The 25,840-nt window shown below is 58.6% G+C and carries 18 protein-coding genes and 1 pseudogene; 13 read left to right on the top strand and 6 right to left on the bottom strand.

Features of this window, described 5'->3' with window-relative positions:
* Nucleotides 1-87: 87 nt before the first annotated feature.
* From COA55_RS09510 to COA55_RS09485, 6 genes are all read left to right on the top strand, one after another.
* The gene (locus tag COA55_RS09510; protein ID WP_290501794.1) at nt 88-2,724 is read left to right on the top strand and encodes a hypothetical protein; all 2,637 of its coding nucleotides are present in this window, start codon (nt 88-90) and stop codon (nt 2,722-2,724) included.
* 47 nt (nt 2,725-2,771) lie between these two features.
* Nucleotides 2,772-3,533: an outer membrane beta-barrel protein gene (locus tag COA55_RS09505; protein WP_290501793.1), complete on the top strand. Its 762-nt coding sequence runs from the start codon at nt 2,772-2,774 to the stop codon at nt 3,531-3,533.
* Nucleotides 3,503-4,171 (top strand): outer membrane beta-barrel domain-containing protein, encoded by a 669-nt coding sequence (locus COA55_RS09500; RefSeq protein ID WP_063519368.1) that lies wholly within the window; start codon nt 3,503-3,505, stop codon nt 4,169-4,171. Before COA55_RS09505 ends, COA55_RS09500 begins: the two co-directional genes overlap by 31 nt.
* A gap of 83 nt (nt 4,172-4,254) precedes the next feature.
* Nucleotides 4,255-4,746, top strand: coding sequence for a TlpA disulfide reductase family protein (locus COA55_RS09495; protein WP_063519367.1), 492 nt, complete (start codon nt 4,255-4,257; stop codon nt 4,744-4,746).
* Nucleotides 4,746-4,988, top strand: coding sequence for a DUF4266 domain-containing protein (locus COA55_RS09490; RefSeq protein WP_063519366.1), 243 nt, complete (start codon nt 4,746-4,748; stop codon nt 4,986-4,988). The genes COA55_RS09495 and COA55_RS09490 overlap by 1 nt, the downstream gene beginning before the upstream one ends.
* Nucleotides 4,979-6,106 (top strand): DUF3570 domain-containing protein, encoded by a 1,128-nt coding sequence (locus COA55_RS09485; protein ID WP_063519365.1) that lies wholly within the window; start codon nt 4,979-4,981, stop codon nt 6,104-6,106. The genes COA55_RS09490 and COA55_RS09485 overlap by 10 nt, the downstream gene beginning before the upstream one ends.
* Nucleotides 6,107-6,181: 75 nt before the next feature.
* Here the strand turns inward: COA55_RS09485 and COA55_RS09480 are convergent, their stop codons facing one another.
* Nucleotides 6,182-7,219, bottom strand: a complete 1,038-nt coding sequence (locus COA55_RS09480) for a phospholipase A (protein ID WP_063537363.1) — start codon at nt 7,217-7,219, stop codon at nt 6,182-6,184.
* A 38-nt stretch (nt 7,220-7,257) separates the two neighbouring features.
* Nucleotides 7,258-7,446: a Trm112 family protein gene (locus COA55_RS09475; RefSeq protein ID WP_197468580.1), complete on the bottom strand. Its 189-nt coding sequence runs from the start codon at nt 7,444-7,446 to the stop codon at nt 7,258-7,260.
* A 309-nt stretch (nt 7,447-7,755) separates the two neighbouring features.
* Here COA55_RS09475 and COA55_RS09470 point away from each other — a divergent pair, with 309 nt between their 5' ends.
* The 3 genes from COA55_RS09470 (at nt 7,756) to COA55_RS09460 (ending at nt 11,762) form a co-directional block, all read left to right on the top strand.
* Entirely contained in the window at nt 7,756-9,552 is a 1,797-nt protein-coding gene (locus tag COA55_RS09470) for an acyl-CoA dehydrogenase C-terminal domain-containing protein (RefSeq protein WP_290501789.1), read from the top strand.
* Between the two features lie 181 nt (nt 9,553-9,733).
* Nucleotides 9,734-11,251, top strand: coding sequence for a DUF945 family protein (locus COA55_RS09465; RefSeq protein ID WP_290501787.1), 1,518 nt, complete (start codon nt 9,734-9,736; stop codon nt 11,249-11,251).
* Between the two features lie 109 nt (nt 11,252-11,360).
* Entirely contained in the window at nt 11,361-11,762 is a 402-nt protein-coding gene (locus COA55_RS09460; protein ID WP_290501786.1) for a YbaN family protein, read from the top strand.
* A gap of 35 nt (nt 11,763-11,797) precedes the next feature.
* Here COA55_RS09460 and gdhA read toward each other — a convergent pair whose 3' ends face one another.
* Nucleotides 11,798-13,135, bottom strand: coding sequence for an NADP-specific glutamate dehydrogenase (gene gdhA / locus COA55_RS09455; RefSeq protein WP_290501785.1), 1,338 nt, complete (start codon nt 13,133-13,135; stop codon nt 11,798-11,800).
* A gap of 271 nt (nt 13,136-13,406) precedes the next feature.
* On the opposite strand from gdhA, the gene COA55_RS09450 reads away from it, so the two are divergent.
* Entirely contained in the window at nt 13,407-15,182 is a 1,776-nt protein-coding gene (locus COA55_RS09450; RefSeq protein WP_290501783.1) for an acyl-CoA dehydrogenase C-terminal domain-containing protein, read from the top strand.
* Nucleotides 15,183-15,323: 141 nt separating this feature from the next.
* On the opposite strand, the gene COA55_RS09445 is transcribed toward COA55_RS09450, so the two are convergent.
* The 3 genes and pseudogenes from COA55_RS09445 to COA55_RS09435 all read right to left on the bottom strand — a co-directional run.
* The gene (locus COA55_RS09445) at nt 15,324-15,950 is read right to left on the bottom strand and encodes an endonuclease (protein WP_290501781.1); all 627 of its coding nucleotides are present in this window, start codon (nt 15,948-15,950) and stop codon (nt 15,324-15,326) included.
* 106 nt (nt 15,951-16,056) lie between these two features.
* Entirely contained in the window at nt 16,057-16,173 is a 117-nt protein-coding gene (locus tag COA55_RS09440) for a hypothetical protein (RefSeq protein WP_290501837.1), read from the bottom strand.
* Between the two features lie 94 nt (nt 16,174-16,267).
* Nucleotides 16,268-16,558 (bottom strand): annotated as a pseudogene (locus COA55_RS09435) (TetR/AcrR family transcriptional regulator); the annotation flags it as partial.
* A 311-nt stretch (nt 16,559-16,869) separates the two neighbouring features.
* Here COA55_RS09435 and COA55_RS09430 point away from each other — a divergent pair.
* The 3 genes from COA55_RS09430 to COA55_RS09420 form a co-directional block, all read left to right on the top strand.
* A complete protein-coding gene (locus tag COA55_RS09430) occupies nt 16,870-18,528 on the top strand; it encodes a multidrug ABC transporter permease/ATP-binding protein (RefSeq protein WP_290501780.1) in 1,659 nt (552 codons plus the stop codon).
* Nucleotides 18,529-18,624: 96 nt separating this feature from the next.
* Nucleotides 18,625-18,828, top strand: coding sequence for an MbtH family protein (locus COA55_RS09425; protein WP_063519371.1), 204 nt, complete (start codon nt 18,625-18,627; stop codon nt 18,826-18,828).
* 39 nt (nt 18,829-18,867) lie between these two features.
* On the top strand, nt 18,868-25,840 hold a 6,973-nt coding region (locus tag COA55_RS09420; RefSeq protein ID WP_290501777.1), incomplete at its 3' end, for a non-ribosomal peptide synthetase.

The raw sequence follows: 25,840 nt of genomic DNA, 5'->3' as shown, positions 1-25,840 counted from the left end.
TCTGCGTCACTCTCTGTGAAGTGACGCCCAGAAATTTAAGAAGATATTCGGGATACTGATGTAAACCTACGAAATACGGATGAACGGGTGAAAATAATAAAGCGTATTGGGGGGCTCAGCCTGCTGGGGATGCTGGCAGCGCTGGGTGGCTGCGGGGGCCTGGATGGCAGTGAGCAGGCAAAAGATCCGACCGTGACCGAGATCCCGGTGGCCTATGTGCAGCGGACCCCGCCGCCCCAGACGGACATGGACGCGATGGCGCAGGAGACCCTGGAAGAGCCGGCGGTTTTCCAGGCCGGTGCCCGGTTGATGGTGCGCGACAGTGCCTCGGCCCGGGCTCAGGCCCGGGATGTGACCACCGCGCGGCTGGGGGCTGGTCACGATATTCGCGATCTCAGCGTGAGCCCGGATGGAACCCGGTTGCTTTTTGCTGCCCGGGCGCCGGAGATCCCTGATGCGGACGAGGACGAGCAGCCCACCTGGAATGTTTGGGAATACGATTTTCAGGGGCGCGCAATCCATCGCCTGATCAGTAGTGACCTGCTGGCGGAAGAAGGCCAGGACCGTTACCCCGCCTACCTGCCCGATGGCCGCATTGTCTTTTCCTCTACCCGGCAGCGTCAGGCCCGGGCCCGTCTGCTGGATGAAGGCAAGCCCCAGTTTTACCCTCTTGAGGAAGGCCGCGACGTGAGCGCCTTTGCGCTGCATGTGATGGAGCCGGATGGCTCGGATATCCAGCAGATCACCTTCAATATGAGCCACGACGTGGCGCCGCTGGTGAAGGCGGATGGTCGAGTGGTGTTTCTGCGCTGGGACAACAAGGACAATGAAAACCGTTTTGATCTGTATCGGGTGAACCCGGACGGGACAGCGTTGACTCCCCTCTACGGCGCCGAGAGCCATGCGCTTACGGACGATACCCGTCGCGAGTTTATGCCGCTCTCGTTTATGGGCGATGGCCGTTTGCTGACGGCCATCCGCTTACGTGAAACCGCCGCCGGGCAAATGGAGCCGGTGGCTATCGATATCGACAACTTCGTTAACCGTGAAGGCCCCTTGTTTGGCAGGGTGGCGGGGCAGGCGGAACAGTCGCTGCCCGGCCCGGCGAGCACTCTCACCGGCGCCATTTCTGTGACCGGACGCATGGCGGACCTGGTCAGCCTGAATGATGGCAGCGGGCGTTACCTGATGGCCTGGTCGCCGTGTCGGCTGCAGGACGGGGCGGTATTGCGCCCCTGCACCGACGAATACTTGCAGCAGGGATTGCCGGAAGCCGAGCCGGCTTTCGGGCTGTGGATTCTGAATCCATCAGAAGGAACGCAGTTGCCGGTGGTGCAGCCTCAGCAGGGGCTATGGGTGACTGAGCTTGCTGTGGCCACGGCCAGTCGCATGGCCACTGTGGTGCCGGAGTCGGATCGGGACGACGCGTTGGCCGATGCCAATATGGCACGTATCGATATCCGCAGCGTGTACGACCTGGATGGCGGTTTTTCCGATTTCATGAACCCGGGGCTGCCGGGCATCAACTCGATTGCCGATTTCAGTGATCCGGCTCAGGTCACGCCGGACCAGCGACGGGTGCGCTTCCTGCGCATCACCAAAGGCGTGCTGATCCCCAACGAAGACGTACGCGATATCAGCGGCGCCCAGTTTGGTCGGTCAGCCAACTTCGGCATGCGTGAAATCGTCGGTTATGTGCCGGTGGAGCCGGATGGTTCCGTGCGAGCCCGGGTGCCGGCAGATGCGCCGCTGGGCCTGCAGCTGGTAGATGCCGACGGCAAGGCCGTGTTCAGCCGCCATGGCGCCTGGTTGAACCTGCGCCCCGGGGAAACACTGCAATGTCAGGGTTGCCACCGAACCAACAATCCACAGCCCCATGGGCGCACCGATGGCATGGCGCCATCGATCAATGACGGCGCCCCGGTCACTGGCCAACCGTTCTCCAACAGCCGTGCCGATGTGGTGCCGTTTGCCGATGCCGGGGAAACCATGGCCCAGGCCCTGGCCCGTTTCCTGCCGGACAGTGAATGGCCGGCCATCAACATGCAGGCCTTTGACGCCTGGAGCGATCCGGCCCCGGATCCGGCCGATGAGTTATTACTCAGCTATGATGATCTGGAGACCCCGGCACCCGCCACAGCGGCCTGCCAGACTCAGTGGCAACCGGAGTGCCGGACGGTGATTCACTATGAAGACCATATTCAGCCGATCTGGGATCTGCCCCGGATGGTTGATGTGGGGGGCAGTATGGAAGATGGCACCTGTTCGTCGTGCCACAACCGTCGCGATGACATGAATGCCCTGCAAGTGCCGCCTGCCCAGCTGGAACTCACCGGTGAGGCGTCACCGGATCAGCAGGAACAGCCCACCAGCTACCGGGAATTGTTGTTCAATGATAACGAGCTGGTGCTGGAAGACGGCGCGCTGGTGGATAACCTGGTCATCGTCACCGATGGTGAAGGCAATGTGGTTTACCAAACCGATGAAGACGGCGAGTTGATTCTGGATAACAATGACAACCCGATTCCCGTCACGCAGACCGTGAACGTGTCCGCCACCCTGCGGGTCGGGCAGGCACGTAACTCCGGCGGTTTCTTTGATCGCTTCGCTGCCGGCGGTGTGCACGAAGGCTGGCTGAGTGCGGCGGAGCAACGTTTGCTTGCCGAATGGATCGATCTGGGGGCGCAGCTGTATAACGACCCCTTCCGGGTGCCGGAAAACTGAGCGGGCTTTCCCGCGCCCTGACATGTATTGGAAAGGAGACGCACCCGGTGCGCCTTGTTGTAATTCTGTTATCACTGATGGCGGTGCTGCCGGCCTGGGCTGAGCCCGAAGCTGAGCCTGATGCCAAATCAGATATCGCTCCGCTGCGCGTCAAGGTGGCGGAGCCTTTTGTGGAAATCCACAGCGGCCCGGGCCGCGGTTATCCCGTGTTTCATGTGGTGGAGCGTGATGCGCCGCTGACCCTGGAATATCGCCGCGCCGGCTGGATCAAGGTCAGCACCGTGCGTGGTCGGGTGGGCTGGGTGCCCCGCGACGCGTTGCTGGCCACCCTGGATGGCAGCGAGCAAACCCCGGAGATGAAAAACCTGGGGCAGGAAGCATTCCAGGGCGGGCACTGGCAGGCGTCGGTGCTGATGGGCGAGCTGGATGAAGTCACCTCACTGGCGTTTGCACTGGGCTACCGGATGACGGAAAACCTGTCTGCGGAAGCCATGTTTACCCAGGCCAGCGGTCCCTTTGCCAACAACAAATTGATCGACATTAACTTGCAGCACGAGATGTTCCCGCGCTGGCGGGTCTCTCCCTATGTCATGCTGGGTACCGGGCGCGCCAAAATCGAGCCCCGGGCCACGGTGGTAACGCCGGAAAACCGTGACGAAAACTTTGCCTTCGCCGGCGCTGGCCTGAAAGCCTATCTGTCGCGGGGCTTTATTTTGCGCGGCGAATACCGTAGCTATGTGCTGTTTACCCAGGAAGACGACAACCGGAATTTGGAAGAATGGAAACTCGGTTTCTCAGTATTGTTTTAACGGCATCCCTGCTGCTGCCACTGCAAAGCCTGGCGGCGGAACAAGAGGGTGACAACAAGGCCACCGTTCGGGATGCGGATGCGGAATCCGTGCTCGATCCGCGTATCGAGCGCCGCCATATCAAAGAGGCGGACATCGATGCGGAAAATTTCGAGATCGGCCTCTATACCGGCATCCTCTCCATTGAGGATTTCGGCAGTGACCCGGTGCTGGGCGTGCGGCTGGATTACCACCTCTCTGAGGATGTATTTCTGGAAGGCAGCCTGGGCCGCTCCAAGGCCGGGGAAACCAGTTTTGAAACCCTGAATGCGGGGGTTCAGCTGCTCACTGATGATGAGCGTGAATACACCTACTACCAGGTGGGCGTGGGCTACAACCTGCTGCCGGGCGAGGCGTTCCTGTCGGAAAACCGTGCCTACAACAATGCATTGTATTTAATGGGCGGAGCTGGCATGACGGACTTTGCCGGCGATGACCAGTTCACGCTGAGTCTGGGTGTGGGCTACCGTTTGCTGATTAATGACTGGATGGCGTTGCGCGTGGACATGAAAGATCACATCTTCAATCTGGACGTGCTGGGTGAAGACAAAACCACTCATAACCTGGAATTAACGGCAGGTATTGGTGTGTTTTTCTGATCATCGTTGATCGCTCTACGGTGCCGCCAGAGAAAGCGGAAGCGGAATAACAAAAGCAGGTAAATACAGTGAGGGGAAGCACAATGAAAAAATGGCTGTCGGGGGTGCTGTGTGGCGCGCTGTGCGTGTGGAGCCTGGGGGCGAGCGCTGATGTAACCGGCCAGGCGCCGGACTTTACCCTGAAATCCAGCAGCGGCGAGAACATCAAGCTCAGTGAGTTGCGAGGCACGGTGGTGTTGCTGAACTTCTGGGCGTCCTGGTGCGGCCCGTGCCGTACGGAAATGCCCTTGCTGGATGAGCTCTATCAGGAATACCGGGACTATGGCTTTACCATTCTTGGTGTGAACCTGGATGAAAACCGGGATCAGGCCAACCTGCTGCTGGATAAAATTCCCGTGAGCTTCCCGGTGCTGTTCGACCCGGCCAACGATACCAGTGAGACCTACCAGGTGGATGCCATGCCGACCACGGTGCTGATCGATCGCAATGGCAAGGTGCGCTATCACCACCGTGGCTACAAGGACGGCTATATGGATCACTACCGGACCGAGGTGAAGGAACTGGTGCTCGAATAATGCGACAGCGAATCCTGCCACAGACAGCGCTGATTTCCCTGTTGATTGCAGCCGCCCTGAGCAGCGGCTGTTCATCCGTGCAGCCCTGGCTCAAGCCTTACGAGCGTGCCCGGTTGGCCGATCCGGTGATGAACCCGGCGGCCAACCCGGCGGCAGATAACTACATGCACCATGTGCATCAGGCCCGTGAAGCCATGCGCGGTGCAGAAGGCAGTGCCGGTGGAGGCTGTGGATGCAACTGATGTGGGGGCTGCGAGTCGGGGGGCTTTGGCTGCTGACGGCCAGTGCGCTGGCAGCGGTATTGCCGGAGGATCGACTGGACATATTGCATCATCAATACGATGGCGGCGGCATGGAGATCAAGGGGCCGTCAGTGCTGGTGCGCAAGTCCTTTGCGGATAAAGTGTCGGTGCGTGCCAATTACTATGTGGACAAGGTGTCGGCGGCTTCCATTGATGTGGTGACCAGCGCCAGCCCTTATTCAGAAGAACGCACCGAAAAAAGTGTCGGCATTGATTACCTGGCGGGCAAAGCCATTTATTCACTGAGCTACGGCAACAGTGAAGAAAATGATTTTGAGGCCAACTCGGTGCATTTCGATATGAGTCAGGATTTTTTTGGTGACCTGACCACGTTGAGCCTGGGTTACTCAAAAGGGTGGGATGAAGTCTTCCGTACCGGTGACAACAGCTTTGCCGAGGAGGCGGACCGGCAACACTTTCGGATCGGCTTGAGTCAGGTGCTGACGAAAAACCTGATCGGTAGCATCGGCCATGAGTTGATTACCGATGAAGGCTACCTGAATAACCCTTACCGCTCTGTGCGTTACCTGACTTCCCCCAACAGCTACAGCTTTGAACCGGAGCGCTACCCCAATACCCGTACCAGTGAAGCCACGGCGATCCGGTTGTCGTATTACCTGCCATGGCGTGCCGGGTTGCACGGGGAATATCGACTTTATAGCGATTCCTGGGGCGTGGATGCCAATAGCTGGCAGCTTCAGCTCATTCAACCCATCGGCCAGCGCTGGACCGTGGAAACCCGCTACCGAAGCTATCAGCAGGGTGACGCGGATTTCTATGCGGATTTGTTCCCGTTTCAGAATGCCCAGAACTTTTTGGCCCGTGACAAGGAGCTGAGTGAGTTTTCGTCCACGGTGATCGGAATGGGGGTGGGTTTTCAGTTCAGCAAACCGAACTGGGGCACCATCGATAAAGCCGGCCTGCATCTATGGGTGGACCGCTTCAGCTTCGATTACGATAACTTCCGCGATATCCGGGTACAGACCACCCCCGGTACTGAGCCTTTATACAGCTTTGATGCCACCGTAACCCGGCTGCTGTTTACGCTCTGGTATTAGGTGCTGTCATGCAACACGCACTCCGCACCATGCGGGTTGGCCGTGTTGCATGATGCGTGCAGCGCGCAGCGTCTCTTACAGTGAATCCGTCAACAGGATCCCGAAGCTGTAACGGTTTTCGTAATCGTCGTAATTGATCAGCGAATCCCCGTAGCCCGAGAAAACCTGTACAAGCCCCTTGAAACGTTTGCTCAGGGGGAATGAGTAATTGATACGACCCGCCCCTTTGTTATCTGAACGCAGGTTATTGCGCAGCATCAGCTCGATGACGTGATTGCCAAACGGGTGTGCCACTTCCAGCTCGAAATTCCCCATGTATTTCTCGATATCCGGGTTATCGTCGCCGCGAGTATCCGTGGGATCATCTTTTTTATCTTCGGGTATGCGATACCAGGGCTTGAAAGACCAGTAATAATCTCCTGTCTTGAACACATAGTTCATGAAGACGCGGTTCCAGCTGCGTGAAACAGGCACGTCCTGTCCGTTGGATTCGTGGTTGAACCCTATCGCCAGCAGCTCGGAATCCAGCGGGCCGATCTGCCAGTCGATGGGCTTGGTAATGAACAGCTCGGGTTCGTAATTGGCTTCGCGGAACGGGGCAGAGAGCTCGCTGTTGTAGGCCTGCCAGTAGAAAGTGCCGGTGAATGCCATCCACAAGGTAATGTCATCCACGATCTTTTCCTTGATCGGGGCTTTCAGCGATAGCTGGAATTTTACCTCGGTGGGCTGTAGATCGCTGTCGTTCTTGGTGGGGTCGTTCCACTGCCGGTTGGACCAGTAGCTGTAGGGCAACAGGTAATTACGGCGATGGGGAGTAATGACGAAAGGATTGCCCTGGGTGGTATTTTCCAGTGCCAGCCTGGCTCGCAGCGCATCTTCGTGGGCGCTGATCTTGTCCTGCTCTTCGCCATTGGTACACCAGCCGCGCATTTCCTGCAGTGTCACCTTGCCGTTGGCGGTTTGGGCGCTGCGCAACAGACAGTCGTTGAGCTTTTGCTCTTCGGTCATGCTGGTGGGGGCGGTATCGGGGACCGGCGTGTCGCTATCGACGGACTCCTGTGCGAACAGCGGGGAGCTGGCCAGCGCCAGGGCGAAACAAAGCCGCTTATGCATAAAAGGCCTTCCTGTGGCGAAGAGTTATGAGTGGGACGCTACAGTGATTGAGCTTCCTCATCACCCATGGTGCGAGCTTGCTCTTCCAGCATGACAGGAATGCCATCGCGTACCGGGTAGGCCAGGCCACTGGCCTTGCACTTCAGTTCAGCCGACGTCTCATCGTAGATCAGCGGCGCTTTGCTCACCGGGCAAACCAGAATATCCAGCAAATTCGGATCGATCATTTCACTATTCCTTAACAGGCCGTTAAACCGTAATTCCGCGAGTATACCGAAACCCGAGGGGGTTGAGAGGGCATCATAGGCATATCGGTACTCTTTTACGGTTGCCGGGAAAAGACCTTTAAAAAAAAGCAGTTAGCGGGCAAACGGTAGTTTCAAACGCTTGTTTGACTTGCGGGTCACAAATAGGGCTGGAGACGTGCTGGAGCCCTGACCTAAGATTAGCGTCCCAAGGAGTACTACAGAGACTCCCCCAACACTGGCGAGCCGCGGCCCGCCTCATTGTCACCGGTAATTTAAGGGAGATTTGAGATGCCGGATTACAAGGCTCCCCTGCGCGATATGCGCTTTGTACTGAATGAAGTGCTGGACCTGGATGGCCACTACGCCAGCCTGGGTCTGGAAGACATCAACAGCGAACTGCTGAATGCTTTCCTGGAAGAAGGCGCCAAGTTCTCCGAAAACGAGCTGGCTCCCCTGAACCGTTCCGGTGATGAGGAAGGCTGTGGTTTCGATAACGGTGTGGTAACCACGCCCAAAGGCTTTAAAGAAGCCTATAGCAAATACGTGGAAGGCGGCTGGCCGGCCATGGGCGGCGACCCGGAATTCGGCGGCCAGGGCCTGCCCGGTTCTGCTGGCATCGCGATTTCTGAAATGACCGGTTCTGCCAACTGGTCCTGGAGCATGTACCCGGGCCTGTCCCACGGTGCGGTGGCGACCATCGAAGAGCACGGTACCGACGAGCAGAAGCAGGCTTACCTGCCCAAGCTGACCAGCGGTGAATGGACTGGCACCATGTGCCTGACCGAGCCAAGCTGTGGTTCCGACCTGGGTATCCTCAAGTCCAAGGCTGAGCCCAACGGCGACGGCTCCTTCAGCATCACTGGCACCAAGATCTTCATCTCTGCAGGTGAGCACGATATGGCAGAGAACATCGTCCATATCGTTCTGGCTCGTCTGCCGGGTGCGCCGAAAGGTACCAAGGGCATTTCCCTGTTCATCGTGCCCAAGTTCCTCACCGACGGTAACGGCAGTGTGGGCGAGCGGAATGCGGTGACCTGTGGTTCCATCGAACACAAGATGGGTATCAAGGCGTCCGCTACCTGCGTAATGAACTTCGACGGTGCCAAGGGCTACCTGATCGGGCCGGAGAACAAGGGCCTGAACTGCATGTTCACCTTCATGAACTTTGCCCGTCTGGGCACGGCCATTCAGGGTGTTGCCCACGCTGAAATCGGTTTCCAGGGTGGTCTGACCTACGCCAAGGACCGTCTGGCCATGCGTAGCCTGTCCGGCCCGAAAAACCCGGAAGGCCCGGCGGATCCGATCATCGTTCACCCGGACGTACGTCGCATGCTGCTGACCTCCAAGTCTTTCGCTGAAGGCGGTCGTGCACTGGTTTACCTGTGTGCCCAGCTGGGTGACAAGGTGAAGCTGGAGAAAGACGAAGCCGCCCGTAAAGAAGCCGACGATCTGATGGCGCTGCTGACGCCGATCGCCAAGGCTTTCATTACCGAAGCCGGTCTGGAAGCGGCCAACCACGGTGTACAGATCTACGGTGGCCACGGCTTTATCCGTGAGTGGGGCATGGAGCAGAACGTACGTGATGCCCGTATCTCCACCCTGTACGAAGGCACCACCGGCATCCAGGCACTGGATCTGCTGGGCCGCAAGGTGATGATGACTCAGGGTCAGGCCCTGCGTAACTTCACCAAGATCGTGCACCAGTTCTGTGAAGCCAATGGCGACAATGCGGACCTGAAAGAATTCCTGGAGCCGCTGGCCGGCTACAACAAGGAATGGGGCGAGCTGACTCAGGCCATCGGCATGCAGGCCATGCAGAACCCGGAATACGTGGGTGCCGCCTCTGTGGATTACCTGATGTACTCCGGCTACGTGACCCTGGCTTACCTGTGGGCCCGTATGGCTTCTGTGGCCCACGCCGCACTGGAATCCGGTGCCGGTGACGAGGACTTCTACAAGGCCAAGATCAGCACTGCACGCTTCTACTTCAAGCGTATCCTGCCGCGCGTGGCTGGCCATAAAGGCGCCATCGAAGGTGGTCTGGATTGCATGATGGATCTGGATGCTGAGCACTTTGCATTCTGATCTTTCCTGTAGAGAAAAAAGCCCGCCTCTCATGGCGGGCTTTTTTTTGTTTCTTTTTTGGGTTCAGGGCAACGCGGAACGCGCTTGAGGTGGTTGGCGGGTTGATCGTTACTCCCTGTGTTTTTCCGCTATAGTGATGCACTTCAAAAAACGGGGTAACAAGGACGAAGGGGGAAGACCCATGAAAAAAGGACTCGCACTGGTTGTGGTGCTGGTTGTACTGCCGGTAGTGGCATGGCTGGCGGCTACCTTTTATGTGGGCTTGCGGGTTGAGCAGGTGGTCCGCGATGAAGTCGCGAAGATGGAAATACTGCCGGGGCAGAAGGATATCTTGCTGGATGTGGTGCGTTACGAGCGGGGTCTGTTCTCCTCCAGCGCGCATACCTGCCTGATCATTCAGGGAGAGCTGGCGACCATGCCGCAAGCGGCGGCGCTGTCCGGTCAGGTTTGTTCGTTGAGCACCATCCATCATGGCCCGCTGGCTTTCACCGATGAAGGGTTAAAGCTGGGCCTGGCCAGCACCCGGGAAGTACTGGACCTGTCGGCCTTGCCGCCGGAGGGCATGGCGCTGGTCGAGCAACTGTTTCAGGGCCAGGAGCCTCTCGTCGGAAACAGTTTCTTTGGCTTTGATGGCAGCGTCCGTATTCGGGTCGCGCTTGCCCCGGTCGATCTGGATTCGCCCATGGGCAAGGTCGTGCTGGAGCAGCTGCAGGTGGACGTGCATCGCCCGAATATTGAGGGCTACCCGGTGAACAGCTTTGTGACGCTCAAGGGGCTGAATATCAATGCACCACAGGGGCAAATGGCGATTGAATCGCTGACCGGCTCGGTGGATGTGGTGGATATGCTAGGCGACGCTCTGCCGCTGACCGACATGAACCTGCACGGCAAGGGGCTGGTATATGCGCAGAATGACCTGCCGCTGCTGGGGTTCGATTTTACCCTGCAGGGCAGCAGCCAGGATGACGGTGACACGCTGGCCGGTAAAAGTGGCCTGTGGGTGGATAACGTTATCGGTGCCATGGTGCCCTTGCCGATGGATAGTGCTTACCTGGGCATGAATTACGCCGGTCTGGACAAGCAGGCGTTAATCAAGGTCAACGCCCTCAACAACGAGCTGGACCAGCTGCAAACCAACATGCTGCTGGGAGCCATGGCCAACAGTGAGCCAGCGGATCCGCAGGAAACGGTTGCCAGAATCAAGACGCTGATTGACGAAATGATGACGGTGATCGGGGAACAGTTGCTGCACCCCGGTGACAGCCGCCTGGCCATGCAATTGCTGGTGGACAATGCGGATGAGCGCCAGCTCAGTCTGGATGCCCGTACCCGTTATCTTGGGCTTGAGGGCCGTAATTTGCCGTTACAGGAGCTGCAGGCGCTCAACGAGCAGCAAATGAACCAGATGCTGGATGTCTCTGTGCAGGTGGATATGAATCAAGCCGTGATTCCGCCGCCGTTAGCCATGCGGCTGCCCGGTTTGGCTGCCCAGGGGCTGGTGGTTCAGCAGGGTGATCGTTGGAGCAGTGTACTCAACGCCAGTGGTGATGAGGTGGTGCTCAATGGCGAGACTATTCCGGTTGCGATGCTCAAGCAGCGTCTTGAAGCGGCCAGTGGACTGGCTGGCGCTACCGGGGATGCCCATACCGCCCCTCAGGACGGAGAATTGCCCGCAGCCAGTGGTTCCGAGGCTCACTAGATTTCGTCGTCGCTCGTTGACGTCAGGCGTCAGGCATTTGGCGTCTGGCGCCTTTTTCAATGCAGGCCTTGCTGGTGCATGCTGTAGCAATGATTCAGGAGTGTGAGCAATGATCAAAATCATTGCCTGGCGATTGCTGGCGGTATTGTGTGTGGCCCTGGGCATGGTCGGTGTGGTGATTCCCGGTCTGCCCACGGTGCCGTTTCTGCTGGTGGCCGCCTGGGCGGGAACCCGCGGCTGGCCCCGGCTGGAAGCCTGGCTGCTGGAGCATCCGAAATACGGTCCGAGCATCCGCGATTGGCGTGAGCAGGGCGCGGTATCGCGCCGTGCCAAGTGCGCAGCTTCGGCGATGATGTTGCTCAGCGTGGTGATTATTGCTTTTTCCGGTGCCCATCTGGCCGTGAAGTTGGGGGTGCCGGCGATATTGGCGCTGACTGCCAGTTGGCTGTGGGCGCGGCCGGAGCCGCTAGCCGCGAATCTCGAGCACAAAGACAACCAGGCTGGCCGGTAACGCCGGCGAGCCTGGTTGTGTCTGCTGGGGGTCTGCTACACCACACCTTGTGCCAGCATGGCATCAGCCACTTTGACAAAACCGGCGATATTCGCACCCCGAACATAGTCGGTAGTGCCGTCGACTTTTCCGTACTCGAGGCAGGAGTGGTGGATGCGCTGCATGATTGAATGCAGTTTCTCGTCCACTTCGCCGGACGTCCAGTTCAAGCGCAAGCTGTTCTGACTCATTTCCAGCCCGGATACCGTAACCCCTCCGGCATTGGCCGCCTTGCCCGGAGCAAACAGGGTGTCGGCGTCGCGGAAAATATCCATGGCTTCGAGGGTGCAAGGCATGTTGGCGCCTTCGGCAACCACCTGGCAATTATTCTTGATCAGGGTGCGGGCGTTATCGCCGTCCAGTTCATTCTGGGTCGCGCATGGCAGGGCGATATCGCAGGGGATGTGCCATGGGCGCTGGCCTTCCAGATATTCAACATCCAGATCCTTGCTGGCTTCGCTGAGCCGTGCCCGGCGCTCATTCTTCAGCTCGGCAATATAAAGCAGGTCTTCTTCTGTCATTCCCTGTGGGAAAAACAGGGTGCCGCTGGAGTCGGAAAGAGTGAGCACCTTGCCTCCCAGATCCAGTACCTTTCTGGCGGCAAACTGGGCTACATTGCCGGAGCCGGAAATCAATGTCTGTTTTCCTTCCAGCCCGCTATGGCGGGTTTTCATCATCTCCTCAACGAAATACACGCAGCCATAACCGGTGGCTTCCGGGCGGATTCGTGAACCGCCGAAGGCGAAGCCCTTCCCGGTAAAGGTGCCGGTGAATTCATTGGTGAGTTTTTTATACATGCCAAACATGTAGCCCACTTCCCGGGCGCCGACGCCGATATCCCCGGCAGGGATATCCAGGTTCGGACCAATGTGGCGGAACAGCTCGGCGATAAACGCTTGGCAAAAGCGCATGATTTCGGCGTCAGATTTGCCTTTGGGGTCAAAATCGGCGCCGCCCTTGCCGGAGCCCATGGGCAGGGAAGTTAGCGAATTTTTGAAAGTCTGCTCGAAGGCGAGAAATTTGAGAATGCCCAGGTTGACCGACGGGTGGAAACGCAGCCCGCCTTTGTAGGGGCCGATAGCGCTGTTCATCTGCACCCGATAGCCGCGATTGACATGAACCTGCCCATCATCATCCTGCCATGCCACCCTGAATTGGATGACCCGTTCAGGCTCCACGAGCCTTTCCAGCAGCCCCATGGAGCGATATTTGGGGTTTTGTTCCAGAAACGGCCAGAGAGAGCGCAAGACTTCTTCGCTGGCCTGATGGAAAACGGTTTGTTCTGGATCTCGTTGTTTTATGTGCTGGAGAAAGTTCTGTAACCCTGATGGCATAAGGGGCTCCTGAGCGTTAGGAGAATTGGTCGCATTAATTTGGTGCACTATAGTGCACCAAATTAATGCGTTACGGGAGTCTTGTTTCTGTTTGAAACTCTGCGATATTGACTGCCGGAATCGCGCCTCGCTCCTGCTGGGTAGCAGGACGGCTGGAAGCGCAGTGACACGGCGGGATGTGCGACATGAACGCCGGGTCACAAATAAGTCTGTAACCCGGCCGCCGGGCTGCCTAAAATTCGCACCCTGCCAACTTTCGGGAGATGTGCAAATGGCGACCTATAAAGCCCCCCTCGAGGACATGCGTTTTGTTCTCAACGATGTGTTCAAAGCGGATCAGCTCTGGGCCTCCATGCCGGCCACCGCAGAGGTGACTCAGGATTTGTCCGATGCCATTCTGGAAGAAGCGGGCAAAATGACCGAAGGGCTGCTGTTTCCGCTGAATCGCAACAGCGATGAGCAGGGCTGTACCTGGAACGACGGGGAAGTGACCACCCCGGACGGCTTCAAGGACGCGTTCAAGACTTTCGCCGAAAATGGCTGGAGCGCTTTTTCCGGTAACCCGGAATTCGGTGGCCAGGGCATGCCCAAATCCCTGGCGGTACTGTTCGAAGAAATGATGCACAGTGCCTGCTCTTCATTTGCCCTGTACCCGGCGCTGACCAGCGGTGCCTGCCTGGCGGTAGACGCCCACGCCTCCGAAGAGCTCAAGTCCCAGTACCTGCCCAAGCTGTACAGTGGTGAGTGGAGCGGCACCATGTGCCTGACCGAACCGCATTCCGGTACTGACCTGGGCATTCTGCGCACCAAGGCCGTGCCCAACGACGATGGTTCCTTCAACATCACCGGCACCAAGATTTTCATCACCGGCGGCGAGCATGACCTGACCGGCAACCATATCCACCTGGTGCTGGCCAAGCTGCCGGACGCGCCGGCGGGCTCCAAGGGCATTTCCCTGTTCCTGGTGCCCAAATTCCTGCCCGATGCGGACAACAACCCGGGCGACGCCAATGGCGCCACCTGTGGTTCTATCGAACACAAAATGGGCATCAAGGGGTCCGCCACCTGCGTGATGAACTTCGACGATGCCAAAGGCTGGATTATCGGTGAGCCGAACCAGGGCCTGGCGTGCATGTTCACCATGATGAACTACGAGCGTCTGTCCATTGGTCTGCAAGGCCTGGGCCTGGGTGAAGCCAGCTACCAGAGCGCGGTGGAATACGCCCGCGAACGCCTGCAGGGCCGCAGCGCCACCGGCGCGAAAAACCCTGACGGGCCGGCGGATCCGATCATCGTGCACGGTGATGTGCGCCGCATGCTGATGAACATGCGTGCCATCAACGAAGGGGGCCGCGCCCTGGCCGCCTACGTGGGCATGCAGCTGGATACCTCCAAGTTCAGCGAAGACGCAGACGCCAAGAAAAAAGCGGAAGATCGCGTGGCGCTGTTGACCCCGATTGCCAAGGCCTTCTTTACTGACCGTGGTCTGGATACCACTATCACCGGTCAGCAGGTGTTCGGTGGTCACGGTTATATCCGTGAGTGGGGCATGGAACAGTTCGTTCGTGATTGCCGTATTTCCCAGATCTACGAAGGCACCAACGGCATTCAGGCGCTGGACCTGGCTGGCCGCAAAGTGGCTCGCAACGGCGGCAAGTCCGTGGATGCCTTCCTGGCGGATGCCCAGGCCTGGGTTGATGCCAATGGCGACAACGCGCAGCTGGCTGCAGTAAAAGACGACCTGCAAGCGGCTTTGGCATTGCTGAAGTCCTCCACCGATACGTTGCTGGCCCAGGCCGGTGACAACCCGGATGCCATCAGCGCCGGCGCGGTGGAGTATCTGGATATCTTTGGCTATGTGATCTACGCATGGCTGTGGGCCCAGATGCTGGCGGCCACGGATGGTCGTGATGATGACTTCGTCAAAGCGAAGCGCATTACCGGCCAGTATTACTTCCAGCGTGTCTTGCCGAAAGCCCAGTCCCTGGCGGCCCAGCTGAACAGTGGCGCGGCTACCATGATGGATCTGGATGCGGATCTGTTTTAAAGACCGCTGCATGTGGCACGCAACACGCCGCACGCATTAAAAAACCGCACCCCCTCAAGGGTGCGGTTTTTTTATGGTTCATCACGGCAGCCTATCAGGCGATGTGTTGTTGCCTGCTGCATGAAGCGTGCTGCGACTCTTCTACGGAATTAACGGTGAGCTGCCTTGCAGGCTCTGCGCGCGGTCGGGCTCGTCAATGAAGGGATTACGGTTGCCTTGCAGTTGCTCGATCACGTTATTGCGGCGGCGCTCTTCGTCGGTGACCGGGTCTTCCTGGTTCCAGCGTTGGTACATATCCAGGGTACCCAGCAGGGGAAGCTCGTAACGTTCGTGGAGATAGAGCATGGCCCGGGCTACGTCTCCCTTGGCGCTGACCGGTGGCTCGAATACCTGGAAAGATTGTTTGTAACCGCAGTTACTGTCTTTTGCCGTAGTGTCAGGCAGGTCGCCAAACAGGGTGCGACGGCGATCCAGTTCGGCGCGGCGGGTGACAGGGAAGAGGGCGTGACGGTCTTTATAAATGTCTGCAAATTGCGGATTGTTTTCGCAAAGGCGACTGCTGCGACAACCAAAATGCTGAGCCAGTCGGCGTTCATCGTAAATCTGCTCTACCGAAATGCGATCACCGGGCTTGAAGGGCTCCTGACAATAAAGGGTGTTGCCTCCGTTGGCGTAAACCTGCTTGAGGAACAGTGCGTCCATGCCATCGGCGTAGCTGGCCGCAACCGGCAAAAAACTTGCCAGTAAAGCCAGTGCAATTTTGTGCATATTGTGAATCCTGTCACATTTCCAATATTGCCATCTTAGCCCCCAAGGCCAGGGTGACGGATATCTACAATGTATACCGAGCAGACAGGTGGTGCCAACGGTGGGACTAGTGGTTGTCTAACAAAAGCGTTACGCAGCTCTGGATATGTGCAGTGATCGCGGTTTCGTCGGGAAGCTGGCTGGGAGCCAGCAGGGCGCAGAGCTGGAAATCGGCCTTGATCATCCCGAAAAACTGCCGGGCGGCATGGGGGCTGGGCTCCTGATAGGAGTCCGCGGTCGTGCAGGCACTGCAGGTAAAGCTGCAACTGCTCCTGCAACATGTGTGGCCCGGCTTCGTAAACGGTTTGCCCGAGTTGGGCAAAGGCCGACCCTTCCGCTATCAGCAGCCGATACAACTCCAGGTTGACCGTATCCGTCAGCGCGTTGAAAAAAGCGTGCCCCAGCAGTTCCAGGCCTTCCCGGGCCGTTAATCCGTCCAGTTCCAGGCTGCGGATATCGTGCACCATCTTGTGGGCATGGTGGGCAATGACCGCGCTGAACAGGCCGCGTTTGTCGCCAAAATACTCATACAGGCTGCGGCGCGAACCACCTGCTTGCGCAATGATCATGTCCAGCGTGGTGCGTTCATAGCCATGCTGCAGGAAGGTGTGGGTGGCGGCATCAAGCAGTGCCTGTCGGCGACGCTGGCCGCGCTCGCTGAGCTGTTGGGTCATGAAGAAAGTCCTGTGCTGTCACTCAATGGTATTGAGCAGGACACTTTCCGGCAATGACGGTGGGCATCAATAAACAAGGCAAAGTGGTAAGGGCGTAGGCAAAACGGGACTAACCGCACGAAAACAAGGTTGATTAATAAATAAGAATCAATATCATTGCGATTCTCTTTTGTTGCTTTCCCTGTCCAAGGAGGCGGACATCTCTCATGACCCTCATGGGCCTGTTATTTTCCCGTAGAAAGAAAGCTTTCGTGGCGGTGGCCGTGCTCAGTGTGTTGAGCGCGGTATTGAGTGTGGCGGTATTGGCATTTATCAGTCAGCGGTTGCTGGCCGGTGGTGCGGACCTGCCGGTGGTGCTATTGCAGTTTGCCTTGTTGCTGGTGGCGCTGCTGGTCACTGCCACGGCCGCCCAGGTCACCCTGCATGTGCTGGGGCACCGGATGGTCTACGGCCTGCGCCGGGATCTGGTGCGCCGGGTGCTGGCCACGGACATCGAGCAACTGGAAAAGGTGGGCGGGCCGCACCTGCTGGCGGCGCTGAGCACCGACCTGCGTAACCTGACAATCGCCTTTGTGCATTTGCCGGAGCTGGTCTACGGCGCCGCGCTCAGCGTGGCGGCCCTGGGGTGGCTGGCCTGGCTGGCGCCGGGGTTGTTCGCTGTCACGGTGGCCTGGCTGCTGGGGACGGCGGTCATGGGCATCTGGCTGGTGGGGCGTATCAACTTCCATGTTGGCAAGGTCCGTGAGGGGGATGACCATCTTTATCAGGACTATCAATCCATGATTGATGGTCGCAAGGAGCTGGCCCTGAACCGGCCCCGTGCAGCGCGTTTTTTCGATGAAGAATTTGATGGCCATGCCCGCGGTTACCGTGACCATGTGACCCGCGCAGACATTTGTAACGGATTGGCCGGCAACCTGGCCAACGTCCTGGTGCTGGCACTGATCGGGGTGCTGTTCTATCTGGCCACCGGGCGTGGCTGGGCAGATGCCAATACCGCTTCCATTTTTGCACTGACCATCTTGCTGTTGCGCACGCCTTTGATTGGCGCGGTGGCGGCATTGCCCACCTTGCTGGCTGCCCGGGTGTCCCTGCGCAAACTGACCGGCCTTGAGCTTGCCGACGACACGGCGGACCTGCAGGCGGGCGGCGACACGTTGGCCGGTTTCAATACGCTTAGCCTGCAAGGGGTGCGTTATCACTATCCGGATCAGGATGGTGCGCCGGGTTTTTCAGTGGGGCCGCTGGATCTCACTATTCGTCGTGGCGAGCTGATTTTCGTGCAAGGCGGAAATGGCAGTGGCAAAAGCACCTTTGCCCGTTTGCTTACCGGGCTTTACCGGCCTCAGCAGGGCGAAATCCGGGTGGATGGCGAGCTTGTTACCGAGGCAAACCGGGTGGCATTTCGGCAGCTTTTTTCGTCGGTGTTTACGGACTTTCATCTATTCAGCCGATTACTGAAAGGCGATGGCGCGGAAGTGGCGAGTGCAGACGTGGATGTCTGGTTGGCCACGCTGGGCATGCAACACAAGGTGCGCCAGCAGGATGGCCGCCTCAGCGATATTCGTTTTTCCCAGGGGCAGCGCAAACGTCTGGCCCTGCTGATGGCGGTGATGGAAAACCGGGACTGCTTGTTGCTGGATGAGTGGGCGGCAGACCAGGATCCGCAATTCCGGCAATTCTTTTATCTCGAGCTGTTACCGCGCCTGCAAGCCGCGGGCAAGACCATCATCGCCATTACCCACGACGATCATTATTTCGACCGCGCGGATCGCCTGTTGAAAATGGAAAGTGGCCAGCTGCAAGAAATGGATGATCTGGCCGCTCGAGAGAGTGTTCAGGTATTGCGCGAGGCGGGAGTTTAGGGCGTCTGTTAATCGCGCCTTGTGCGCCCGGGCGATGGGCTCCGGCGCGCTTTTCTCTCAATTTTTTCTCTCAATCCTGCCAACGGCGAGGAAACCATGAGTATTGATAATCCCGAAACGGAATTCACTGTCGTCATCAATGATCAGGAGCAGTACAGCATCTGGCCGACCTACCGCCCTGTTCCGGCGGGCTGGCAAGCCGTCGGTGTGACCGGCAACAAGAGCGAATGCCTTGAGCATATCAATCAGACCTGGACAGACCAGCGTCCACGCCGCCTGCGGGATGCGCAAGCGTCCTGATTCTTTCTCTTGCGTCTGCATTAACGGCAAGGAGCTGACATGACCGGGTCTGTCATCGAGAACGCGCGCACGGGGTCCGGCTGGACCCCGCTTTCCTCTTCCCAGCAACGCCTGTGGCTATTTACGCGGCTTTCACCGCACAGCACCGCCTATAACCTGGGTGGCATGCTGTGGCTGGACGGTGAGCTGAATCCTGAAGCCCTTGAGCAGACCATGAATTACGTGGTGGCAAGGCAGGATATTGTGCGCGTGCAATTTGTCGAACGGGATGGTCAGGGTTGGCAACGGATTACGCCGCACGTGGACAGGGCCTTGCAGGTCGAGGATGTCAGCAACGAGGCAGACCCGGAAGCGGCAGCCTACCGGTTGGGGCGCGAGCACAACGCGAAACCGTTTGATCTGGAAACCGAATCGCTGTTGCGTTACCGGCTGGTCAGGCTGAGCGAGCAACGGCATGCGCTGCTGATCTCGTTGCATCATATTGTCGGCGACGCCTGGTCATTGGGCGTGTTCATGCAGGAGTTTCTGTTTGCCTATAGTGCCCTGCGTGACGGGCTGCCACCGAACCTGCCGCCGCTGCAGAATAGCTATCTGGATCTGGTCGAAACGGAAGCTGAATGGCTTGCCAGTGACGATGCACAGGCGCAGCGGGATCACTGGATCGACACCCTGCAGCATGAGGGCGAGCCCCTGGCTTTGCCTCGTCTGTCACAACCGTCCGGTGCCTCCAGTCGTGCCTGTTTTCAGGATTTCTCCCTGTCTGCAAAGCAGACGCAAACCCTGAAAGATTTTGCCAGGGCGCAGGGCGTCAGCCGTTTCACTGTATTGCTTGCCGTGTTGCAGTACCTGTTGTTTCGGGTATCGGGGCAGCCACAGATTCGCGTTGGCGTACCCAGTGCCAACCGTAAAGGCAGTAATCAGTTTCTGGTGGGTTTTTTTGTCAACAACCTGGTGGTGCAGGGTCATGTTTCCCCTGAGCTGTCCGTCAGCGACTGGATTGCACAGATCCACAGTGCCTTGAACGATGCCAAAAAAAATCGCGATCTTCCCTTTGAAAAAATTGTCGATGCCTTGAGCGATTCCCGCAGTTCGGGCAGTCACCCCTTGTTTCAGGTGGCGTTCAATTATCGCCAACAGGGAAAAGGGCTGAGCCTGAACCTGGGCAACCTGATGACGAGGGTGGAAGACCTGCCCGTAACGGAAACCCCGTTTGATCTGGTGCTGGATGCCTGGCCGGATGAGCACGATGGCCTGACGTTAAGGCTGGTCCACGGGGACGGCATTCTTGATAGTGCCTTTGCCGGGAAAATGGTGGTGGCGTTTGAGCAGGTGCTGGACCAGTGGTTGCAGTCGCCAGCGTTGCCACTCACCGAGAGTACGGCGCTGGCGCCGGATGACCAGACCATGCTGCAGCGTTGGGAGCGGGGGGGCGGCCAGTGGCAAGCGCATAGTTTTGTCTCTTTGTTTTCACAGCAGGCTGCGAGACAGGGCGATGCCATTGCGCTGGTGCACGGGGATACCCGCGTGTCGTTTGCTGAATTGGAAGCACGTTCCAATCAATTGGCCCGTTATCTGATTGAGAAAGGCGTGCAGCCAGACGACGTGGTTGGTGTGTCTTTTGAGCGTGGCGTCACCATGGTGGAAGCCTTTATCGCCGTGATGAAAGCGGGCGGCGCCTTTTTGCCGCTGGATCCGGGTTATCCCTCCGACCGTTTGCGCTACATGCTGGAAGACAGCGGCACAGAAATTTTGCTCACTGAATCGGGCCTGGTTCCTTCGCTGCCAAGCGTGGAAACGGTGACAGCGATTGCGGTGGATACGTTGTCACTGGATGCGTTTTCTGCCCAAGCTATCGACAACGAACCGCACCCGGATCAGCTCGCCTATGTGATCTATACCTCCGGTTCCACCGGCAAACCCAAAGGCGTGTCGCTGACCCATGCCGGTCTCACCATGCATGTGCAAACCATCGGCGAGCGCTATGGCATGACCCCGGACGATGTGGAGCTGCAGTTTGCCTCCATCAGTTTCGATGGAGCGGTGGAGCGCTGGACGGTGCCGCTGGCCTTTGGTTCGCGGGTGGTGATTCGTGACCAGCAACTGTGGAGCGCGGAACAATGCTGTGAGGTGCTGAAAAACGAAGGCGTCACCGTGGCCTGTTTCCCGCCCAGCTACATGGGGCCGTTGCTGGACTGGATCGAACAGGAAAAACCCGAACTGAAAGTGCGTTCCTGGACCCTGGGTGGCGAAGCCTTTACCCGGGAAACCTTCGAGCGCATGCAGAGCGTGCTAAAGCCTGAACGTATCCTTAATGGTTACGGCCCCACGGAAACCGTGGTCACCCCGATGCTGTGGGCCGCCTACGAAGGCGACACCCTGACCAGCGCCTATGCGCCCATCGGTACCGCCGTGGGGCCGAGGAAATTGTATGTGCTGGATCAGGATCTTAACCGGGTGCCGGTCGGCGTCGCGGGGGAGCTGTATATCGGCAACGAAGTGGGCCTGGCCCGTGGCTACCATCAGCGCCCGGACCTGACGGCGGAGCGTTTCCTGCCAGACCCGTTCGGCGAACCCGGCGAGCGCATGTATCGCACCGGTGACCTGGTGAAGTACCGGGACGATGGCGTGATGGAATACCTGGGCCGGGTGGATCAGCAGGTGAAGATCCGCGGTTTCCGTATTGAGCTGGGCGAAATTGAAAGCCGGCTGCTGGCCAATGAACAGATCCGTGAGGCTGCTGTGGTGGCGCAGCCATCGCCGACGGGGGATCGCTTGGTAGCCTACATCGTCGCACGCCCCTCTGTAGGAGCGGCGCTTGAGCCGCGAGACGAGCGCAGCGAGGCCCCATCGCTGGACGTTACCGCTATCCTCGATGACTTGTCCCAATCCTTACCCGACTATATGGTGCCCAGCCAGTTGGTCGTGTTGGAAGCGTTGCCGCTGACCCCGGCAGGCAAAGTCGATCGCAAGGCGTTGCCGGCGCCGCAGTGGCAAACCGTCAGCGAAGGTGACGCACCACAGACGGACAATGAACAGACGCTGGCGGCGATCTGGCAGCAACTGCTGGGCCGTGAAACCGTCAGCCGCGATGATAATTTCTTTGCCCTGGGCGGCGACTCCATTCTTGCCTTGCAGGTGGTCAGCCGCGCCCGCCAGCAGGGTCTGGCGTTAACGCCCAGGGATTTATTCGAACAGCCGGTGTTGAGTCAGCAAGCCGCTGTGGCGCAACCGGTGACGGTGAATACCGCCAGCCAGGAGCCACTGGCCGGTTCGTTATCCTTATTGCCGATTCAGCAGCGCTTTATTGAGCAACGGGGCCTGTCTGCCTGTAACCAGTATCTGCGTTTTTCCATACAGAAACCGTTTGATGCGGCAGTGCTGGAACAGGCTCTGCAGCGGCTTGTCGCTCAGCACGATGCCCTGCGTTTACAGTTCGACGTGAGTGATTCCACGACGGCGCAGTGTGTGCCCGCCGTGGGTACGCCGCTGCTGCAAACCATGGACAGCAACGACAGTGCTGCGATTGAAGCACAGATGATCGCTGTGCAGCGCAGTTTGAATCCGGCACAGGGCAAGTTGCTGGGAGCGCTGTATGTTACCGGTGACACTTCCGAACGAGATAATCCGCAGCTGTTGCTCACCATCCATCATCTGGCGGTGGACGGCGTGTCCTGGCGAATCCTGCTGGAAGATTTTTTTTCCGCCTGCGAACAGATCGAGCAGAGTGGCAAGGCATCGCTGCCACGCAAGACCCATAACATGCGTGACTGGCGCGAAGCGCTGGATCAGCAGTGGCTGCCACAGGCAGAGCTGGCGTTGCCTTACTGGCAGACGGTTTGTGAAGCCATGCCGCCGTTATTCAATGGATTAAAGTTCAATGGATTAAAGTTCAACGGATCCCAGCCCGATCCGGCGAGCCACTTCGTCCGTGAAACCGATGCGCAGACCCTGCGTCGCTGGCAGCACAGTGCAAACCGTTACGCCTCCCTGAATCTGGAAGAATTTCTGCTGATCGCCCTGTCGCAAGCCCTGGCGGAGTATTGTGATCGCCGGGTGGTGCGCATTCACCGTGAAAGCCATGGCCGTAGTGGCAACGATGAATCGCTGGATTTAAGCCGGACCGTGGGCTGGTTTACCAGCCTGTATCCGCAGCGACTGGACTGTGCTGATGATCTGACGACCACGATCAAACAGCAGAAGGAACAGTTGCGCGAATCGGCGCAGGGCGGTCTGGGCTATGGGCTGCTGGTCCAGCAGGGCAAGCTGACCGGCGGCGATCATCGCCTGGATGTGTTGTTCAATTATCTTGGCCAGTTCCGTCACGATAATTTGCCCGGTGTCTCGCTGATGGACGCGGGCCTGTGGCAGGAAGCGGATGCGCCGGCGGATGCGCCGCTGGTGATCAATGCGGATCAACAGAACGGCAAGTTGCGGATTCGTGTGGATGTGGATGGGGTGAGCCTGTCTGGCGAACAGGGTGCGGTGCTGGTGGATCAATGGCTGCAGCAGTGCGAACGGTTGGCCCGGCATTGCGATTCCCGGGCGCCGGTACTGACGCCGGCCGATGTGCCTTTGGCATCACTGGATCAGGCGCAACTGGATTCCCTTGCGCAGCGTCCGGAACAGATTCTGCCCCTGTCGCCCTTGCAGGCGGGGTTGCTGTTTCATTCGCAGCTCAGTGATAGCAACAGCACCTATGTGAACCAATTGGTGTTGCCGCTCACCGGGGTGGATCCGGCGCGAATGCGTCAGGCGTGGCAGGCGTTGTTGGTGCGCCATGGTGTGCTGCGCACCAGTCTGTTGCCCGCGACCCTGTCAGATACTCGCCATCAGGCGGTCTGGTCTGCGCAGCAGGTAGCCTTGCCCTGGCTGGAGAAGGATCTCCGTGAAGTCGGCGAATCGGCACTGGATGATTGGTGCCAGCATCGGCTGGAAAAAGGGTTTGATCTGCAGGCGGCGCCTTTGTGGCAGGTCGACCTGTTACGCACCAGCGAGCACTCGTTCCTGTGTGTGTTGACCCTGCATCACATCCTCATGGATGGCTGGAGCACCGGGGTCTTGCTCAGCGAATTGATGGCGCTATACCACGGCAAGACACTGCCGGCGGCGCCAAAGGGTTATGCGGATTATCTTGGCTGGTTGCAGCAACAGGATAGCGGCGCGACCCGGGAATTCTGGCAGCAATACCTATCGCCGGTGCAGATGCCAACCCGTCTTGTGGAGTCCGTCGGTACGCCGGATACAGGCGTATTCCGTCGTCACCCGATCGAATTTGATGCTGCGACCAGCGAGGCTCTGTGCCAGGCAGCCCGTGACAAAGGGTTGACCATCAATACCTTGGTGCAAGCGGCCTGGGCGCGAGTACTGGGCCGGTTCACCGGCCAGCAACGGGTGGTGTTCGGCAACACCGTGGCCGGTCGTCCGGCGGAACTGGCCGGTAGCGATAGTATGCTGGGCCTGTTCATCAACACCTTGCCCATGACGGTGCCCCTTAATGGTGAGCAACCCATCGCCGATTGGCTGAGACAGCTGCAGGCGGATAATGCGTCGCTGCGCGAACAGGGTCATGCGCCGCTGTTCGAAGTGCAGCAGGATACCGGCTGGGGCGGAGAAGGCTTGTTCGATACCTTGCTGGTCTTTGAAAACTATCCGCTGGATGAATCCCTGCTGGGCAGTGAGCACAGCGAATTGCAGCTGGGCACGCCCACCAGCCACGAGTTCACCCATTACCCGCTCACCGTGGCGGTGCTGCCCGGTGACCATCTGCAAATGTTGTTTGCCCACGATAGCGCTGCCTTGCCGGTGGCGTTGGTGGACCGCATGGCCAGTGCATTCAAGCGTACCTTGCTGGCGCTGTCTCATGTGGATGATGTGCCACTGGCCACGCTGGATGCGTTGGGTGACGACGAGCCCCGCTTGCAGCAATGGAGCCAGGGCGAAGGCGAGTGGCACGCGACCAGTTTCCTCTCGCTGTTTTCACAACAGGCAGCCGAGCAGGGCGAGGCCATTGCGCTGGTGCACGGTGACACCCGCGTATCGTTTGTCCAGCTGGAATCCCGCGCCAACCAATTGGCCCGTTACCTGATCGAACAGGGCGTGCAACCGGATGATGTGGTCGGTGTGTCCTTCGAGCGTGGTGTCACCATGATCGAAGCCTTCCTTGCCGTGATGAAAGCCGGCGGCGCTTTTCTGCCACTGGATCCGGGTTATCCCACCGACCGCTTGCACTACATGCTGGAAGACAGCGGTGCCAAGTTGCTGCTCACGTCTTCAGATTTGATTGAAACCTTGCCCCGTGTTGATGCCGTTAAACCGATTGCGGTTAATGGATTGTCGCTGGATATTTTCTCTGCGCAGTCTCTCGGCAACGAACCGCACCCGGACCAGCTCGCCTATGTGATCTATACCTCCGGTTCCACCGGCAGACCCAAAGGCGTGTCGCTGACCCATGCCGGTCTCTCCATGCATGTGCAGACCATCGGTGAACGCTATGGCATGACCCCGGATGATGTGGAGCTGCAGTTCGCCTCCATCAGTTTCGATGGAGCGGTAGAGCGCTGGACGGTGCCGTTGGCCTTTGGTTCGCGGGTGGTGATTCGTGACCAAAAATTATGGAGCGCGCAACAAACCTGCGATGCCTTGCAAAAAGAAGGGGTGACCATCGCCTGCATTCCGCCCAGCTACATGGGGCCGTTGCTGGACTGGATCGAACAAACGCAACCGGCACTGAAGGTGCGTTCCTGGACTTTGGGCGGCGAGGCTTTCACCCGGGAAACCTTCGAGCGCATGCAGCAGGTGCTGAAACCCCAGCGCATTCTCAACGGTTACGGTCCTACCGAAACCGTGGTCACCCCGATGCTGTGGGCCGCCTATGAAGGGGACTCCCTGACCAGCGCCTATGCGCCCATCGGTACCGCTGTGGGGCCGAGGAAATTGTATGTGCTGGATCAGGATCTTAACCGGGTGCCGGTCGGCGTCGCGGGGGAGCTGTATATCGGCAACGAAGTGGGCC

It is taken from the genome of Alcanivorax sp. (assembly GCF_002733835.1).
Classification (GTDB): domain Bacteria; phylum Pseudomonadota; class Gammaproteobacteria; order Pseudomonadales; family Alcanivoracaceae; genus Alcanivorax.
This window is presented reverse-complemented; position numbering and strand designations above follow the sequence as displayed.